We start from the raw sequence: 17,102 nt of genomic DNA on the forward strand, positions 1-17,102 counted from the left end.
GCTCTCCGGGCCAATCTATCAATAAGGGGGTCATTAATAAGACGAACGAAACCCAAATAAGTTTCAATTTTTCGAATTTCTTTTTTAATAGTCTGGTACTCATGATAAAATTTGGGTGACAGTGTTCATTAAAAGTTACGATGAAGGAGTGATCATAGTGGGGAAGAACCTGTATCTTATTCGTCACTGTGAAGCAGAAGGACAAGCTCATGACGCTTCACTAACGGCAAAGGGACGAGAGCAAGCTGTCAAGCTAGCGGACTCTCTTCAAGGCATATCGTTCGATAAGCTTTATTGCTCTCCTTTCACTAGAGCTCTTCAATCGATCGAGCCCCTTGCACTCAAATTAGACAAGCAGATTACGATTGATGATCGCCTAGAAGAAAGAAAGCTCACAGAAATGCACATAGATGACTGGATGACAGAGTTAGAGAAAACATTTGAGGATTTTTCTTACAAGTTAGCTGGCGGAGAATCTAGTGCTGAGGCTGCCTCTAGAGGCGTGGAAGCAGTAATGGACGTCGTTCGTGTAACAAATGAGAATGCACTTGTTGCAACACATGGGAACCTTTTCACTTTGATTCTCAATCATTTTGAACAATCTCATGGTTTTGATACGTGGAAGTCTCTAACTAACCCCGATTGTTATAAATTAGTTTTTTACAACGACACCCTTGTGTCGATTGATCACATTATGGTTCGTGATGATTAAAATGAAAGATGGGCTATATTCCAAATACCATTGTTGCGCAACCTGCATTCACTTTGAAGTCGTGAAAAACCCTCGTACAACTTATAGATGTAAACGACTAGGTTTTGAAACGAAACCAACGTATCAATTCGACTGCTGGGAACCTAAAGCAAACGTGAAGAAACGCATGGAAAATGAACGGAGTTGAAACTTAATAGCAATGATCAATACCTCCTTTTTTATTGGGAGGTATTTTTTATATTTACGATTCGATATCTGTTACTTCATTCATCCATTTATCAATTGCATCCTGAGGGAGATCCCAGCTAATCCAAGAAGCCATTACTTTTAACTCTTCTGATTTTACCACCCAGTATTCATAGCGCTTTTCATGTATATTGCGGTATACTCCTGATTTATGAATTAGCATATCGCTATCTCCTCCTATTGATCTGTTATAGACGTTCATACCCCTTTTATATTAAAAGTAACATGCCGTATGTATGATTTGTTACTCAATGATCAAATACTATCCTAAACATGACGTATGGGGGTGAATATGATGAAGTACAGTAATTTACGGCAAATTCAATCTAGCTTTTGGTTTATACCTACCTTCTATGGTGCTGGAGCGTTTATTGCAGCTATTCTCACCCTCATTTTTGATAGACACATCATACACGGGGAAGCCATTATTCTACCTTACTTCTTTTTTGCTACTTATGATACAAGTATAACAATCTTAAGTACGCTCGTGTCATCTATGCTAACGATGACTACCATCACCTTCTCTACAATCATGGTTGTGCTTACTACCTATTTATCAAATTTCTCTCCAAGAACGCTCCAGAACTTTATCACTGATCGCGTCACAAAACGTGTCTTAGGTATCTTCGTTGGTGGGATTATCTATTTTATCATCCTACTCTTATTGATCGAACAAAACGAGGTAGAAGGGTTTGTATACTTTGCTCCAGTGCTAGCAGTCACGTATGCAATCGTATGTGTAGCCTACTTCGTATACTTCATCCACCATGTCGCAAACTGGATTCTAGTCGGTAACTTAATCAAACATATCTCGAAAAATACGTTGGAAACAATTGATCGAACCTATACAGATTATGAAAAAGCAAACGATGGTGGATCAGCTGCATGGGATTCATGGGAACTAGATGAAATCAAAATGAAAGAGCCTCGCACTATTTCATCACTTAAATCTGGCTACTTACAAAATGTAGCGATCAACGATTTATTAAAGATTGCTATAAAGGATGACTTCATCATTAAGCTAGAACGTGATATTGGTGAATTCGTTGATGAAGGTACCGTTGTCTTTTCCTATTGGTCGACGAAAGAGCATCCCGAAGAGGAAAAGATATTAGCTACCTTATCTCTTGGAACGGAAAGAACAACTGATCAAGATATTGAATATGGAATTCAAAAGCTTGTAGAGATAGCGCTACGAGCAATTTCTCCAGGTATAAATGACCCTAACACTGCTATTAACTGCATTAATCGTTTGGGAAGAGTTTTATCAAGGTTAGGTCAGAAGCATATCCCTCATCCACTGTATCACGATGAAAAAAAGAATCTTCGTCTCATAACGAAGCCTGTCACCTACAGCACCTATTTGTATAAAAGCTTCTATCAGATCAGGCATTATGCTCGTGAAGATGTATCCGTTCTCGGCTCGATCCTCCACTCACTCGAATTAGCAGCCGATGGAAACAAGCATGACATCCATGAGACGATTTGGGAATTCGGTCAATTTGTTATACGCGGATTCGATCCAAACGTTCTCGATGAGCTGGATTTTCGATTTATTAATGAGAAGTTAGAAAAAGTAGCGAAAGCAACAGGATTCGAAGAAGCGTACACTCCTCTTAAAAAACCTGTATAAACCCATAAAAAAACGACCGATATCGGCCGTTTTTTTATGATGCAGATTGCAACCACTCTTCCATTTCCTCAAGCGTCAAAGGACCCACCCTTTTTTCCACGATAACCCCTTGGCTATCAATCATATATGAAGTGGGCATAGAAAGAACTTTGTACAGGTCTTCTCCTACCTTTCCATCGGTATCCATCAAGATAGGGAATCTCAAGTTATTTTCTTTAACAAATGCAGGTACTTCTTCTTTACGTGGTTCAAATTTAGTAAAATTCACCGATAAAACCTCTACTTCTTCACTATATGTATCGGCAAATGCTTGAATATCCGGCATTTCTTCTTTACATGGAGGACACCATGTTGCCCAGAAATTAATGAATACGGGCTTTCCTTCATAATCAGATAAACTCACCTGCTCTTCTCCTTCAAGCGTGGAGAGTGTAAAATCAGGTGCACGATCGCCAACTTCTGTACCAACACTCGGTTCTGCAATCACTGTACTATAAATCCCCCATCCAAGTGCGATGACAATGATGAGAAACACGATTCGTTTAAGCATCTAGCTTCGCTCCTTCGCCTTCCTGCTAATCTATAGAAAAATATTCATCACGCACAAAAATGTCTTCACGATTTACTGCAGTCTCTTTCGAGGCTAATACTAGCCCTAATGGCGTATCCGTTTCTTTATCGTTAATGATTGTAAATGACGCAGACGCCTTAGATGCTTCTTTGATATATTTCGATAACATCGAATATGACAGATCTCCGTTTAAAAGAAGAACAAGATCGTCGGACTGCTTCATAAAGTTCTTAACTGCTGAATAAACTTCTTTCTGTGCAACTTGCCTTTTCGTGAGAGCAACATAAACACGCTCCCGAAATGTTGTTAAATACAGTGCTTTTTCTGCAGGCTTTAACTCTGGCGTACCATGAATGCCTGCGTCTAATGCTTGTTTGATCTCTTTGTCCAATTCATACACCTCTTCTTGATGATTAAAGCTAGTGTCTCACATTGTAATGGTTTAATGCTAGTAAATAGAAACGCCTTCTGAGTTACTTAGAAGGCGTCTCCTAGTTTGTAGGGAATCTTATTAATGTGTTCCCTATTCCGTAGGAGTTTGAATACCGCAAGACTCCTGTGGACGAACGCCCGAGCCTCATAGCGGACAAAAAGCAGTCCACTCCGAGTCTCGAACGCCCGTTTTCCACGGGAGTCAAGCGGTAGTCACTCCTACTAGGTTGCAATCAATCAAAGCAAACTTTCCGACTGATTATGATGAAATCATTCTCTACTTTATTTTTCTAGAAGTAATCAAATTTGCTTTTGTCTTGTTTTCAAAACTACATATCAATGTTGATTGGAGCGGAAGGATGCTCGACTCCTGCGGGATGTGCGGGACAGGTGAGGCCCCACAGGAGCGTTTTTTGGCGACGAGGAGGCTCACCGCCCGCCCCGCGGAAAGCGAGCATCCTGGAGCGGAAATCCCCTCTTATAAAATGTTAAAGGTAAAAAAAAAGCTAAAGAGAGTTCCTCGACAGATTAAGAAACGCCTTCTTACTAGTCAGAAGACGTTCCGTTCTCATATTCATTTAGCATAATCAATCGTTCCATCATCGTTGGATGACCATATTTTAAATACTTCACCAAGAATGGAGGATTCACTTCGTTTAAACTGTTTATTGTTAGTTTCTGAAATGAACCTACAGCAGCATCGACATCGTCAGTCATTTCGATCGCATATTTATCAGCATCTATTTCAGCATTCCTTGAAATAGCAAGCTCGACTGGACTTGCAATAAAGGACATGAGTGAAAAGAGAAGCAAAAGTGCAGGAAGGGTCGTGATATCGGAAACAGACGATGCTCCCCATGAATCTCCCCACTTTTCTACCACCTTCCCAAAAAGACGATAAGCGATATACAATCCGAACAAGCTCATAATCAGAGCACCCGCTAAATTCCCATATAAGTGATTCATCACATAGTGACCCATTTCATGAGCCATTATGAAAAGCACTTCATCATCTTGCAGCTTGTTTGTTGTAGTATCCCATAACACGATTCTTAAATTTGATCCTATACCAGTAACATAAGCATTCATTGCATTTGTTTTCTCAGACATGTTCACTTCGAACACTCTATCTGCAGGGATGTTTGCTTCATTCGCCATATCGAGTATTTGCTCTTCAAGCTCTTTATCTGACAGGGACGTGAAGTCATTATAGAGTGGATCGATGACAACAGGTTGGATATACATCATAAAAGCAAGATATGGTACCATCAATCCCCAAGCAGCAAGCCACCATCTTTTTTCATAACGCTTCATCAATAAATATAAGACCCCAATTACAAGGGAAGTTAGACCGATGTCGATCCAAAAAGAGATCATCTCATCCTTCATCCAATCGGAAAAAGTCTGTGTATTGATTCCATACTTCACAGATAGTGATCTGCTCCAAAACTTTAGAGGGAATGTAACGATCCATGTAAATGCAGAAAGAAGAACGATATATACAGGTATGACTACAAACCCTTTTTTAGATAATCCTTTTCCGAATGATTGAAACATTTTCGATAACCCAAATCCTAATACAAGAAGATAAATTCCCCATTCATACGGAATCGAAATGAATGATAGAAAACTTCTGTATCGTGAATATTCTTCCGACAACTCAAGCTGTCTTTCCGACATAAATGTAGCAGGATCTGCCGCCGTCCCCTTATAAGCGTCAGGCACACCAAAATCAGCCCAATAAAACAAATAAAACCCCATTAAAAGGGCGTACGCGGAGAAGCCAAGAATAAACCACCAGGTTACTCGTTTCTTCATACTATTTCTCCTCCCGATACTTTCTCTATATTATTTGTACGAGCAAATTTCACAATTAGAACCTGTCTCTTTATGAGGGTTATGTAATTACATTTCATCATTAGTGTAAGAACTTTCTCCAATATTATTACAGGTGCAAGCATTTTCTACCATAAAAAAGAAAACCGGCGGGGCCACCACCGGTTTCTTCCTATCTAGTTCTATTTGCTCTCTACATAAACATTTGAACGATCGTAGTTGTGGTCAAAACGATTCATAATCCCACAGTGTGGACATTTTGCGATCACATGAAGTTCCACAACTGGAGCCTGGCTACTTTTTGTAGTAATCGCTGTTGCTTCAACCCTATCTTGTGCTTGATAATTTTCCTTTGCGATCGGAATAAACCACGTATAATCATTGTCGCACATTCTGCATGTTGATTTTTCTTCAATTTCAGTTGGTTTTAACATGTTTCCAGCTCCTTTAGCAGATTATTTCTCTAGACTGCGAGAACAAGGCTCCGGAAACCCTCCTTATTAGTTGGGAATCCCTTCCTGTTATCACAAATTCCCGCTTAGAAGAAACTGAAACGTTAAAAGTATATATATTTTTGATTATTTCGTTAATTTAATCTTTTTGTAAAATTGTCTGTTTCACAAGAAAAAGTAAGCATATACGCTAAGCGCGCCCACTGAAGTCATCACCACAACAATTAAATTTGCCCCTAAGTAAGCTGTTACGAATGCAACGATCGCTCCGATAAGACCAAACTTAATATCTTCATGGATCGTTAGGATTCCAGGGAAGATCAGCGCACCCAATATTGCGAACGGCACATTCTTTAAGATGTTTTGAAGTTTCGGATGAATGTTGTCTGAGTTAAAGAAAACGAGTGGAATCATTCTTGGTATATACGTTACGACTGCCATACCAATAATGATCAGTAGCATTGTACTAGACATTCTCTTTCCTCCCTATTACGACCTCTACTAAAATCGATGATAGCAACGTAGCGAAAACAATGGACCAGCCAGTAGACATGTGAAAGTAAGAAAACAAGCTGTTAAAAATCGCTGCTACTCCCGCTAGAACCACGACTTTCTTACTCTTCTTTGATGAAGGAACAAGAAGGCCAACAAACATGGCATACAAAGCAACGCTCATTCCTTGTTGAATCACACTTGGAAGGGAAGCTCCTACCATATATCCAGCTCCCGTAAAGACAACCCAGCTGGCATATGAAATCAAACAAATTCCAAACATATAACTTGTTGTAAGACTACCAGTCTTTGTTGCAGCAACAGTAAACGTTTCATCAGTGATACCAAATGCATAAAGAGCCTTTTTCCACACGGTATCTTCTGTTACTCTTTCGTTAATGGAAGCACTCATCAATAAATGACGAATATTAACAATGAAAATAGTAAAGATAATCTCGAATGCTCCTGTACCTATCGCAAGTAAGCTAAGCGTTATGTATTGTGCCGCACCAGCAAAAACGACCATGCTCATCAATATTGCTTCAAAGACTGTAAGTCCAGTAGTCCTTGCTAATAAGCCAAAAGTAAGCGCTACAGGCATATACCCTATCGCTATGCTCATCCCCGCTCTAAGTCCACTCGCAAAGCCTGACTCACTTCTAGTAATATTTGTGATTGCCTGCATACCATCACTCCCATTGGCAATTGTTGTTTAATATATTATACTTATTGTATGTTATATTAAACAAACCTTCAATAGAAAGCTTAGAATAGGAGATACGTATGAAAGACCATTCATTAACAAAGCAAATCGGTGAGAAACTAAAGAAGCTACGTCTTGAGAATGAGCTAAGTCTTGATCAACTCTCCTCTAGGTGTTCCGTCAGTAAACCAATGCTCGCTCAAATTGAAAGAGGCGCTTCGAATCCAACAGTGAACACTCTTTGGAAAATTGCTAACGGGCTTGGAGTATCCTTTACTGCATTTATAGATGACGAACAACCTGTAATAAAAAAGGTGAACAGAGATGAAATCGAACCACTTTTTGAGGAAACAGGAAAAATGAAAGTCGTCCCACTCTTTCCAATGGAACCAGGAAAATCTTTTGAGAGTTTTTCGATTACATTAGACCTCGATTGCAACTATCACTCTAACCCTCACCCTGAAGGCGTTGAAGAGTATTTGTTCGTTGAAGAAGGTGAAATGGAGCTAGTGGTAAATGACATCTCATACACAATTAAGAAGGGTGAGAGTTTACGCTTCACAGCCAATTACCCACATAGCTACTTGAATCACTCACAATCACCTTGTAAAGCGATGATGATCATCCATTATCCTCCGCGCCATAGATAAACAAAAACAACGCTAAACCGTCAGCGTTGTTTTTGTTTATTGAATTCAGTTTTAGAAGCTTCTAGCGATAGTTCTGTCGCTTCGATCCATGCTTCACCAAAGCCAGGATGAGGTGCATATGGATAAATAAAATCCTCATCTCGCGCTACCATTTCAAGTGCCAGCGTTCCTTTTTCAATAAGTTCAATTGCCCCTTTTCCAATTGCATGGAAGCCTAATAAAAGGTGTGTTTCCTCATCTCTCACTACTTTAACAAGACCATCTGGTTGAGCATGTAACGTAGCAAAACCATTCGCTCTCATATGTGAGACCCCTGTCGATACATGGTACCCCGCAACATCTGCTTCCTTTTCCGTCAAACCGACTGATGCAACAGGGGGTAAGGTGTGGATGACAATAGGTAAAAAGTTCAGTTCGCTCACTGATGAGAATCCACAACAGTTGTCCGCAGCTACCTTTCCTTGTTTGATCGCTTTAACAGCTAGAGAAGGGCCATCCGTAATATCGCCACATGCATAAATGCTATGATTTGAAGACTGACAAGATTCGCTTATATCGATAAAATTATCCTCTGTCACCTTCACTCTCGCATTTTCTAAACCAAGCGCTTCAAGGTTACGCACCCTGCCGGCTGAATAGCCCAACAAGTCCCCAAACACCTGCAAACCTTCACCTTTGGCATCTTGCGCCGTCACCTTTATTGAACTACCTTCCTCTACCAATTTAATATCGGTTAATCCAGTAGAAACGCGAATGCCTTGTTTCTTAAATTGCCTTCTTACCTCTTTCGCAATCGTTTCATCGAGATCTGGGAGAAATGACTCTTCATCTGTAATCACATGTACAGACGATCCAATTGCTCGGAAACTGCTCGCTACTTCTGCTGTCATATAGTCAGCCCCATATAACAGCAGTGTCTCTGGAACACCTTCAACGCTGTAGAGCTCCTCAACAGAACGGACAAACTCGCTGTGTTCTTCATAAAAAGAAGGGGCGTTCGCACTGCTTCCTGTTGCTATGATCGCATGGTTAAAAGACCACACTTCAAATTTCTCACCTTGCTCGACACCGATTCGCTCCTCAGATAAGAAAGAAGCATTTCCTTGAATAAGTTCAATTTTGTTCTTTTTAAATAATGAATAAAGACCTTTTTCCAAATTTGTGATCACGCTTCTTTTTTCATCGTTCCATTGCTTCATCGAAAATGAAGCAGATATCGTTAGTCCAGGAGCAGACTCATTCAACTTCCCCGCAGAAACTGCGAGTAACTTTGAAGGAATACAGCCGCTATGTAGACATTCTCCACCAGGACGAGAGCGATCGATCAATGTTACATCACGTCCGTGCTTCGCCGCTCTGATGGCAGCTTGGTAACCACCAGGTCCTGCCCCTATAATCACTAGATCCTTTTCGTAAACTAATTCTCCTACTACCATTATTTCAACTCCGTTAACAGCAGTGCAGGCTGCTCGATTAATTCCATCACGCGATTCGTAAATCGCATCGAAAGAGCACCATCCGCGATTCTGTGATCAAATGTCATCGATAGATTCATAATGGAACGAATAACGATTTCATCACCTTCACCAACGACTGGCATTCTCTTAGTCTTATGAAAAGCCATCAGTGCGGCTTCTGGATAATTGATGATCGGCGTTGCCCCAGTACTTCCAAGAGGTCCTGCGTTACTAATCGTAAAGGTACTTCCAGACATTTCTTTCGGAAGAAGCTGATTCGTACTAGCTGCTTCATATAGTCGTTTCATTTCTTTATGAATCTCTTTTACAGAAAGCTGATCACACTCGTGAATAACTGGAACGATTAACCCTTCCTCCGTATCAGCTGCAAGTCCTATATTAATCGAAGGTTTTAAATGAATGACACCTTCTTCTTCGTCGAGCTCGGAGTTGAAAACGGGAAATTCTTTAAGAGCAGTACAAACCGCTTTAATATAAAACGCCGCAACTGAAATAGAAGTTCCTCGTTGCTCCAAAAGAGCTTTTATTTCAAGGACATTGGAAACATCGACTTCATCAAAGTGTGAGACGTGAGGAATCGTGAGTCTGGACTTCGACATCTTCGCCGCAATCTGTTTACGTCTTCCCCTGAATGGAATCGTATTAGAAGGCAGTTGAGGTGACTCCTCCTTCCTCTCTACTTTCTTCTGGTGTATAGGTTCTGGTTTCTTAACACTAGTCTTCATATGATTGATAACATCTTCATCCATCACGCGTCCCGCTGGACCAGTTCCAGTCACCTTTTCAATATCTACGCCATTTTCTCTCGCAATCTTCCTAGTAAAAGGAGCAGCTAAAATCCTATGGTGTTGGTGTTTTCGACCTTTTTGTTCTGTTGGTTCTTGCTGAACCTGCTCTGTTGGCGTAATCGTTAACATAATACTTCCTACTTCGATTACATCACCAGGTGAAACAAGGATATTTTCAATTTTTCCAGCTATAGGTGCGGGAAGCTCAGCCGTCACTTTGTCTGTTTGAACTTCTAGCAACGGTTGATCTACGGTTACAACATCTCCAGGAGTGACGAGGAGCTGAACGACTTCTCCCTCAGACATTCCCTCGCCGATATCATGAAGTTTCACTTCCATTATTGTTCACCCTCCCTAAAAACGAGTCACTTCTTCGATTGCTCGATAGATTTTCTTTGAATCAGGCGCATAGTCATCTTCAAGAGTAAATAATGGAACCGGCGTATCATATCCAGTCACTTTTTTTATTGGAGCTCTCATGTAAAGGAAGGATGTATCATTGATGATTTCCATCACATCATTACTGACGCCTCCAGTTGAAGGAGCTTCATGGACGATAATAGCTCTTCCAGTTCTCTGGACTGATTCTGCAATCACTTCTTTATCTAACGGATATAATGTTCTGAGGTCGATGACATCGCATTCGATTCCGTTTTCACTCGCTTCTTCAGCTGCCTTCTCGGCAACCCTTACCATTGCTCCCCAGGCAAAGATCGACACATCATCACCAGTTCGCTTCCTTGATGCTTTACCAAGTGGAATGCTGTAACTCTCACTCGGAACATCTTCTTTTCCTGCTCGATAGATTCTCATCGGTTCAAGGAATAGAACAGGGTCAGGATCTTTTATACTGCTGATGAGAAGACCTTTCGCATCATAGGGATTTGAAGGTATAACAACCTTTAGACCAGGGATATGTGTGAAAAGTGCCTCTGTACTATCACTGTGAATTTCCGGTGCTCGTACACCAGAACCATATGGAGCACGGATGGTTAGGGGAACCGTATAGCGACTTTGTGTTCTCGTTCGAATACGCGTGGCATGCGTAATCAACTGGTTGAAACCTGGATAAATAAATCCAAGGAATTGGATTTCTACAACCGGCCTAAAGCCATTCATTGCAAGCCCGATCGATGATCCGATCAATCCTGATTCTGCAAGCGGCGTATCGATAACTCTGTCATCACCGAACAGATCATAGAGCCCGTCTGTCGCTCTGAATACTCCACCGTTTTTACCTACGTCTTCCCCAAGTACCAATACGGATTCGTCTTCTTCTAGCATCTCTTTAAGCGCATCCGTAATCGCTTGAACAATCGTCAATTTCTTAGTATTTACAGCGGTACTCATCCCTTCTCGCTCCCTTCATAAAAGAAACGATGCTTTTGCTCCTGAACCGGCCACACATCAGTCCCGAAAACGTGATCAAACATAAGGGCCTCATCAGATTTCACCGTTTTCTCCATTTCGATGACTGCTTCATTAAGCTTCTGCTCGGCTTCTTCATTAACTTGTTCAGCCCAGCTAGAATCCCAGGCACCTTCAATTTCGAGAAACCTCTCCAATCTCGTGATTGGGTCATCACTTTCTCTTCTTCGTTTACTTTCTGCCTGATCGCGGTATTTCGAAGGTTCATCTGTTGTCGTATGAGCACCGTACCTCCATGTGACTGCCTCTATTAGAGTCGGTCCATTCCCGTTTCTCGCTCGATTAATGGCTTTCATCGTTTCATCATATACAGCAAACACATCATTTCCATCTACCCGTACACCAGGGATATCATATGCTAATGATTTTTGTGCGATTGTTTTTGTTTTCATCTGACGCTCAAGCGGCACACTGATGGCATAGCCATTATTCTGATTAAAGAATACGACAGGTATATTGAATACACTCGCAAAATTCAACCCCTCATGAAAATCACCTTCAGAAGTCGCTCCATCACCGAAGTAAACGAGAGATACCCTGTCACTACCCTTCTTTTGTTCAGCCCAGGCCGTACCAGTAGCATGAAGGATCTGTGAAGCGATCGGAACGGAAGGAGGAAAAATATGCTTCCCTTCTGGAGGCACGCATCCCTCGATACATCCCTTCCAATAGAGAAAGATATTCTTTAAAGAATGCCCGAACGCAGCCGTAGCAGCATGATCCCGATAGGTCGGGAACATCCAGTCACCATCCTCCATCGCAAGTGCACTCCCGATTTGAGAAGCTTCTTGTCCCTCAAAAGGAGCGTATGTCCCAATACGCCCCTGTCTTTGGAGATTTACTGCTTTTTGATCGAACAAACGCGAAAATACCATATGTTCATAAAATAGCTTTGCTCTCTCGATCGTTACGTGTTCACAAACAGCTCCTGTTCTCCTGCCGTCACCTGATAGTAGCTGCACGATAGGAAATTTTTCATTCATATCCATTTCGAATCCTCCTATTTTTGCAATTAAGAACGCACAGCCCATTTTCCAGGCTTTTTGTGAGAAAAGAAGCTATTTCTCCTTTTGCGGCTCTCGATTCTTTCTTCACAGAAATAATTCGCTGCCTGAACAGTCGATATCGAACTTTCTTCTGCGTTCTTGAAAACCGTGTGGAGTGTGTCGTAAATTGCCTTCGTCTTTTGTAACACACGCATTGGATGAGGAGAATAAAGTTCATCTGATACTTGGATCAATCCACCGCTGTTTACGATATAATCTGGAGCATACAGAATCCCTCTATTATGCAAACGATCACCGTGTTCGATCGTAAGGAGCTGGTTGTTAGCTGATCCTACGACAGCACTTACCTTTAATTTGTCGATCGTTCGATCATTAATGATTCCGCCGAGCGCACATGGAACAAAAACATCTGCGTCCGCTTCATATATCTCATCTCCAGAAACGACCTTAACCTCACCCTTCAATTCGATCGCTCGTTGAATAAGCCGGTCGATTGCATGGCGGTTAATATCAGTCACAATGATTTCTGCTCCCTCTTCAAGCAGCATTTCAGCCACTTTGTATCCTACTTTTCCAAGCCCTTGAATGGCATAGGTTTTTCCACCAAACTCTTCATTACCGAAAACCATTTTATTCGTAGCTTGGATACCGTATAAAACCCCTTTTGCAGTAGGAATAGATGAATCCCCACTTCCACCATATTCTTCAGGAACGCCTACGATACAGTTTGTCTCGCGAAGAGAATGCACGAAGTTATCAGGTGTTGTCCCCATGTCTGTTCCTGTGTAAAATCGTCCGTTAAGTGATTCAACGAATTGTCCGAATGCCCGAAATAATTCAGGCGTGCGATCTGTAAGAGGGTCTCCGATAATCACGGCTTTTCCGCCTCCGAAGTCCACATCTGCAGCAGCACATTTGTATGTCATTCCTTTTGAGAGTCTCAGTACATCCTCTATTGCATCATCCACCGTTTCATATGGTCTCATTCGACAGCCACCGAGCGCAGGTCCTAGCGTTGTGTTATGTATCGCAATGATGGCTTTTAGTCCTGTAGCGGCATCGTTACAAAAAAGTACCTGTTCATGCTCAGCTATTCGATCAAACATGATTTTCACCCCTTAATGAAATCGCTTACAATTTAGCGGTAGCTAATTTCTCTTCTATTACTTTTTTTGGGAGGACAAACTGAACAACGGAACCTGTGCCGATGATATCGAGTCCCCTTCTAACCTCAACATTGCTTATCACTGACTTACTTGTCAAAGAGGTGATGGTTGCGTTGATCGTGATCTCTTGACCCACACAAGCTGGTCCAAGATGCTTCATCTCAACTCCTCCACCTATCCCCTCTTCTTCATCTTCTAAGTATGGAAGAATGAGCTTTCTAGATGCCCATTCCATATGATAGACCATTGAAACGGTAGAGTATGCTGGATGGACAATCTCTCCTTCAAACTGTGCGACCATGTCTGATGTCACTTTCGTTGTAATAGTAGTTCTTTGGCCAATTGCGATCCCATCCTTCACGCGCTTCAACCCCTATTCATCACACTGAAATGCATGACGTTTATTTAACGATATAATAACATCACGTATAATAACCGTCAATTAATTGTCAAAAAATTAAGATCTTTCCATTTGAAAAAAATAGACTGCCGAACATATTTCGACAGCCTCATCAGTTAGATGGCTTTATCCAAGAAGTGCCCGGTCACTATTTAACTTTGCCCCCTTAATTCTTTGAAATTCGTGCAGCAATTCTTCAATCGTAAGCTTTTCTTTATCTTCACCATCAACTTCTAAAATAATTTTCCCACTGTCCATCATGATGAGACGATTCCCTAAGTCTAGCGCTTGTTGCATATTATGTGTGACCATAATCGTCGTTAAACCAGTATCTTCAACGATTTCACCTGTTAACTTTGTAATCAGTTCAGCTCGAGCTGGGTCTAGTGCCGCTGTATGTTCATCAAGTAAAAGGATTTTAGGATCAGTAAACGTTGCCATCAATAGTGAGAGCGCTTGTCTCTCCCCTCCTGACAACATTCCCACCTTAGCGTTCAGTCGATCTTCAAGTCCAAGGTGAAGGGTTCCAAGAGCTTCCCTGAATGTTGTCTTTAGTTTTTTCGTTACACCTTTTACAAGTGTTCTTCTGCGATTTCTGCAGTAAGCCATCGCCAAGTTTTCTTGAATGGTCATCGATGGTGCTGTCCCTGCCATTGGATCTTGAAATACACGACCGATTAATCTAGACCTCTTATATTCTGGCATTGCGGTTACTTTATTTTCATCGATAAACACATCACCAACATCAGGTGTTAACACGCCTGAAACCATATTCATAAGAGTCGATTTTCCTGCGCCGTTGCTACCGATGACTGTTACGAAATCTCCAGGTTCTAGTTTAAGGTTGATATCTTCGAGGGCAATCTTTTCGTCTAACGTTCCTTCGTTAAATACTTTGTGAATCTGATTTAGAAGAAGCATAATCCTTACCTCCGTCCTGAAGTTCTTTCAGCTTCATTTCTTGCTGTAAGCGTTTGCGTTTTTTTCTATTCCGTTCTTTTTGTCCATCGATTAATTGAGGGAAGATCAAGGCACCGATTACGATAACAGCCGTAATTAATTTCATATCTCCCGTTTCAAGAAAATCTACCCGTAATGCCAAGCTTACAACGAGACGGTATACCACCGCTCCGCCAATAACCGCAAACGTTGTAACTGCGATCGTTTTCGTCCCAAATATCGCTTCGCCAATGATTACGGATGCAAGTCCAATAATGATCATTCCAATACCCATTCCAACATCTGCAAACGAACTGTACTGCGCGATTAATGCACCAGACAGTGCGACAAGGGCGTTGGAAATACCCAGTCCTAAAATCGTTAGTTGATCGGTATTGGCTGAGAAGCTACGGATCATCCTTTTGTTATCACCAGTCGCTCGTAAGGCTAGCCCAACTTGTGTTCTCAAGAAGAAATCGGTTAAAACTTTAATGATCGTGGTGAGTAAAATCATACTGATCAAAATGGACCAAGTAGAGGTGATGCTCCCAAGCGCTATTGCAGAAGCTACACTGTTCACTAGCGACTCAATACCAAGCGTTGAGAAGACTGATTCCACTTTGGTGAAAATCGACTCTTCATTTAACAGCGGTACATTCGACCGTCCCATAATCCTGAGGTTGATCGAGTATAGAGCGATCATCATTAAAATCCCTGCAAGAAGTGGATTTATCTTTCCTTTCGTATGTAATAACCCTGTCACGCAACCCGCTAAAAACCCTGCACCGATTGCAATCAATGTAGCAAAGAAAGGATTTGTTCCGTTCACGATAAGAATTGCAGCGATTGCTGCTCCAGTTACAAAACTTCCGTCCACTGTTAAATCCGGAAAATCTAGTATTCGAAATGATAAATAGACACCAAGCGCCATAATCGCATAGATCACACCCGACTCGACTGCACCGAACAATGCTGACCCCATAGATAAAGCCTCCCTTTCATAATATTAAGAACAAGTAAAAAAAATGGTTCGAAAAAGAAGCTGACTTCTTTTTCGAACCTGTCCAGTTACTCTGTATATTCCCCCTCTTCCTCCCACTCTTTTTTGATGTCGATTCGCATCTCTTCTGCTGCACTCTTATTCATTTTCAACTTTAGATTCTGAGGATATTGCACAGGAAGCTCGGAAGCCTTCGCATCTCCGTTTAAGATTTTCGCTGCCATTAAACCAGCTTCGTAGCCAATGTCCTTGTAATCAAAACCGTAAGCTGCAAATGCTCCTCTTTCAACAGAGTCGAATTCACCTGCAAACATCGGAATATCTTTATCGTTTGCAACGCTGATAACAGATTCGAGTGCGGATACGACGGTGTTATCCGTTGCAATATAAATCACATCCACTTTACCTACAAGAGCCTCAGCAGCTTGCTTTACTTCTGCAGAAGTCGAAACACTTTTCTCGACAGGGTTCAGACCATTACTTTCTAGCGCTTCTTTAACAACCTTAATTTGCGCAACAGAGTTTTGTTCACCAGCGTTATAGATTAAACCAACATTCTCTGCATTGAATTCACTTGAAATAAATTCAATCGTCTTTGGAATCGCATCAGGATGAGTATCCGTTGTTCCAGTGATATTCTCACCTGGCTTTTCAAACGATTCTACTAGCTTCGCACCGACCGGATCGGTTACAGAAGTAAAAACGATTGGAATATCTGACGTTGCATTCAGTGCTGACTGAGCACTTGGAGTAGAGTTGGCGAATATTAAATCCACTTTGTCTCCAACTAAGTTCTGAGCAATAGTGTTGCTATTATTCATATCGTTTTGTGCATTTTGCACATCGTATGTAACGTTCTCCCCTTCTTTAAACCCATTCTCTTCTAAAGCCATCTTGAATCCTTCGAATGCTGCATCCAATGAAGGGTGTTCTACGATTTGAGTAACTCCAATGGTAGTCATCTTCTCTTCAGATCCACCTTCTCCACCTTCCGAATCAGTCGAAGCATTATTGCTTCCACACCCCGTAAGTGCCAAGATGCTCACAAGAGATATCCCGATCCACTTTTTCCATGATTTCAAAATTATTTCCTCCCCCTGGTTGTTTCTTGCAAAAATTCGACGTTCATGTGGTCATCTGTCATATTTTATCGTTATGGTACACCGCCA

General features: G+C 41.4%; 20 protein-coding genes. 4 read left to right on the plus strand and 16 right to left on the minus strand.

From position 1 onward, the window contains the following. Positions 1 to 157 precede the first annotated feature (157 nt). Positions 158 to 712 (plus strand): histidine phosphatase family protein, encoded by a 555-nt coding sequence (locus LCM09_RS17615; RefSeq protein WP_224884622.1) that lies wholly within the window; start codon positions 158 to 160, stop codon positions 710 to 712. Positions 713 to 953: 241 nt separating this feature from the next. Here the strand turns inward: LCM09_RS17615 and LCM09_RS17625 are convergent, their stop codons facing one another. After that, entirely contained in the window at positions 954 to 1,121 is a 168-nt protein-coding gene (locus LCM09_RS17625) for a hypothetical protein (protein WP_224884626.1), read from the minus strand. A gap of 129 nt (positions 1,122 to 1,250) precedes the next feature. Here LCM09_RS17625 and LCM09_RS17630 point away from each other — a divergent pair, with 129 nt between their 5' ends. Next, entirely contained in the window at positions 1,251 to 2,591 is a 1,341-nt protein-coding gene (locus tag LCM09_RS17630) for a DUF2254 domain-containing protein (protein ID WP_224884628.1), read from the plus strand. Between the two features lie 34 nt (positions 2,592 to 2,625). On the opposite strand, the gene LCM09_RS17635 is transcribed toward LCM09_RS17630, so the two are convergent. Continuing rightward, positions 2,626 to 3,141 (minus strand): redoxin domain-containing protein, encoded by a 516-nt coding sequence (locus tag LCM09_RS17635; protein ID WP_224884630.1) that lies wholly within the window; start codon positions 3,139 to 3,141, stop codon positions 2,626 to 2,628. Between the two features lie 25 nt (positions 3,142 to 3,166). Next, complete coding sequence (locus LCM09_RS17640; RefSeq protein ID WP_224884632.1) at positions 3,167 to 3,553, minus strand: YueI family protein; 387 nt, start codon at positions 3,551 to 3,553, stop codon at positions 3,167 to 3,169. 268 nt (positions 3,554 to 3,821) lie between these two features. On the opposite strand from LCM09_RS17640, the gene LCM09_RS17645 reads away from it, so the two are divergent. After that, entirely contained in the window at positions 3,822 to 4,181 is a 360-nt protein-coding gene (locus LCM09_RS17645) for a hypothetical protein (protein WP_224884634.1), read from the plus strand. Here the strand turns inward: LCM09_RS17645 and LCM09_RS17650 are convergent. The 4 genes from LCM09_RS17650 to LCM09_RS17665 all read right to left on the minus strand — a co-directional run bounded on the left by LCM09_RS17650 (position 4,141) and on the right by LCM09_RS17665 (position 7,059). Further along, positions 4,141 to 5,412 (minus strand): M48 family metallopeptidase, encoded by a 1,272-nt coding sequence (locus LCM09_RS17650; RefSeq protein ID WP_224884637.1) that lies wholly within the window; start codon positions 5,410 to 5,412, stop codon positions 4,141 to 4,143. The genes LCM09_RS17645 and LCM09_RS17650 overlap by 41 nt on opposite strands. A gap of 200 nt (positions 5,413 to 5,612) precedes the next feature. Further along, a complete protein-coding gene (locus tag LCM09_RS17655; RefSeq protein ID WP_224884639.1) occupies positions 5,613 to 5,864 on the minus strand; it encodes a hypothetical protein in 252 nt (83 codons plus the stop codon). 183 nt (positions 5,865 to 6,047) lie between these two features. Beyond that, the gene (locus tag LCM09_RS17660; RefSeq protein WP_224884640.1) at positions 6,048 to 6,356 is read right to left on the minus strand and encodes an AzlD domain-containing protein; all 309 of its coding nucleotides are present in this window, start codon (positions 6,354 to 6,356) and stop codon (positions 6,048 to 6,050) included. Then, positions 6,349 to 7,059: an AzlC family ABC transporter permease gene (locus LCM09_RS17665; RefSeq protein ID WP_224884641.1), complete on the minus strand. Its 711-nt coding sequence runs from the start codon at positions 7,057 to 7,059 to the stop codon at positions 6,349 to 6,351. Before LCM09_RS17665 ends, LCM09_RS17660 begins: the two co-directional genes overlap by 8 nt. Positions 7,060 to 7,157: 98 nt before the next feature. Here LCM09_RS17665 and LCM09_RS17670 point away from each other — a divergent pair, with 98 nt between their 5' ends. Then, positions 7,158 to 7,727, plus strand: coding sequence for a helix-turn-helix domain-containing protein (locus LCM09_RS17670; protein WP_224884643.1), 570 nt, complete (start codon positions 7,158 to 7,160; stop codon positions 7,725 to 7,727). A gap of 20 nt (positions 7,728 to 7,747) precedes the next feature. Here the strand turns inward: LCM09_RS17670 and LCM09_RS17675 are convergent, their stop codons facing one another. The 9 genes from LCM09_RS17675 to LCM09_RS17715 all read right to left on the minus strand — a co-directional run bounded on the left by LCM09_RS17675 (position 7,748) and on the right by LCM09_RS17715 (position 17,018). Beyond that, the gene (locus LCM09_RS17675) at positions 7,748 to 9,163 is read right to left on the minus strand and encodes a dihydrolipoyl dehydrogenase family protein (RefSeq protein WP_224884645.1); all 1,416 of its coding nucleotides are present in this window, start codon (positions 9,161 to 9,163) and stop codon (positions 7,748 to 7,750) included. Next, positions 9,163 to 10,332: a dihydrolipoamide acetyltransferase family protein gene (locus tag LCM09_RS17680; protein WP_224884647.1), complete on the minus strand. Its 1,170-nt coding sequence runs from the start codon at positions 10,330 to 10,332 to the stop codon at positions 9,163 to 9,165. The genes LCM09_RS17675 and LCM09_RS17680 overlap by 1 nt, the downstream gene beginning before the upstream one ends. A 15-nt stretch (positions 10,333 to 10,347) precedes the next feature. Beyond that, positions 10,348 to 11,343 carry an alpha-ketoacid dehydrogenase subunit beta gene (locus LCM09_RS17685; RefSeq protein ID WP_224884649.1) on the minus strand — a complete coding sequence of 332 codons (996 nt, stop codon included), beginning with the start codon at positions 11,341 to 11,343 and terminating at the stop codon, positions 10,348 to 10,350. Further along, a complete protein-coding gene (pdhA, locus tag LCM09_RS17690; protein WP_224884851.1) occupies positions 11,340 to 12,404 on the minus strand; it encodes a pyruvate dehydrogenase (acetyl-transferring) E1 component subunit alpha in 1,065 nt (354 codons plus the stop codon). Before pdhA ends, LCM09_RS17685 begins: the two co-directional genes overlap by 4 nt. A gap of 29 nt (positions 12,405 to 12,433) precedes the next feature. After that, a complete protein-coding gene (locus LCM09_RS17695) occupies positions 12,434 to 13,534 on the minus strand; it encodes a Glu/Leu/Phe/Val dehydrogenase dimerization domain-containing protein (protein ID WP_224884651.1) in 1,101 nt (366 codons plus the stop codon). A gap of 25 nt (positions 13,535 to 13,559) precedes the next feature. Then, on the minus strand, positions 13,560 to 13,955 hold the full coding sequence (locus tag LCM09_RS17700) for a thioesterase family protein (RefSeq protein ID WP_224884653.1): 396 nt from the start codon (positions 13,953 to 13,955) through the stop codon (positions 13,560 to 13,562). 165 nt (positions 13,956 to 14,120) lie between these two features. Further along, positions 14,121 to 14,915, minus strand: coding sequence for an ABC transporter ATP-binding protein (locus LCM09_RS17705; protein WP_224884655.1), 795 nt, complete (start codon positions 14,913 to 14,915; stop codon positions 14,121 to 14,123). Beyond that, on the minus strand, positions 14,881 to 15,915 hold the full coding sequence (locus LCM09_RS17710) for an ABC transporter permease (RefSeq protein WP_224884657.1): 1,035 nt from the start codon (positions 15,913 to 15,915) through the stop codon (positions 14,881 to 14,883). Before LCM09_RS17710 ends, LCM09_RS17705 begins: the two co-directional genes overlap by 35 nt. An 86-nt stretch (positions 15,916 to 16,001) precedes the next feature. Beyond that, positions 16,002 to 17,018 carry an ABC transporter substrate-binding protein gene (locus LCM09_RS17715; RefSeq protein ID WP_404800863.1) on the minus strand — a complete coding sequence of 339 codons (1,017 nt, stop codon included), beginning with the start codon at positions 17,016 to 17,018 and terminating at the stop codon, positions 16,002 to 16,004. Between the last annotated feature and the right edge of the window lie 84 nt (positions 17,019 to 17,102).

Origin of the sequence: Guptibacillus algicola (genome assembly GCF_020171805.1) — a bacterium.
Taxonomy (GTDB): Bacteria; Bacillota; Bacilli; order Bacillales; family Guptibacillaceae; genus Guptibacillus; species Guptibacillus algicola.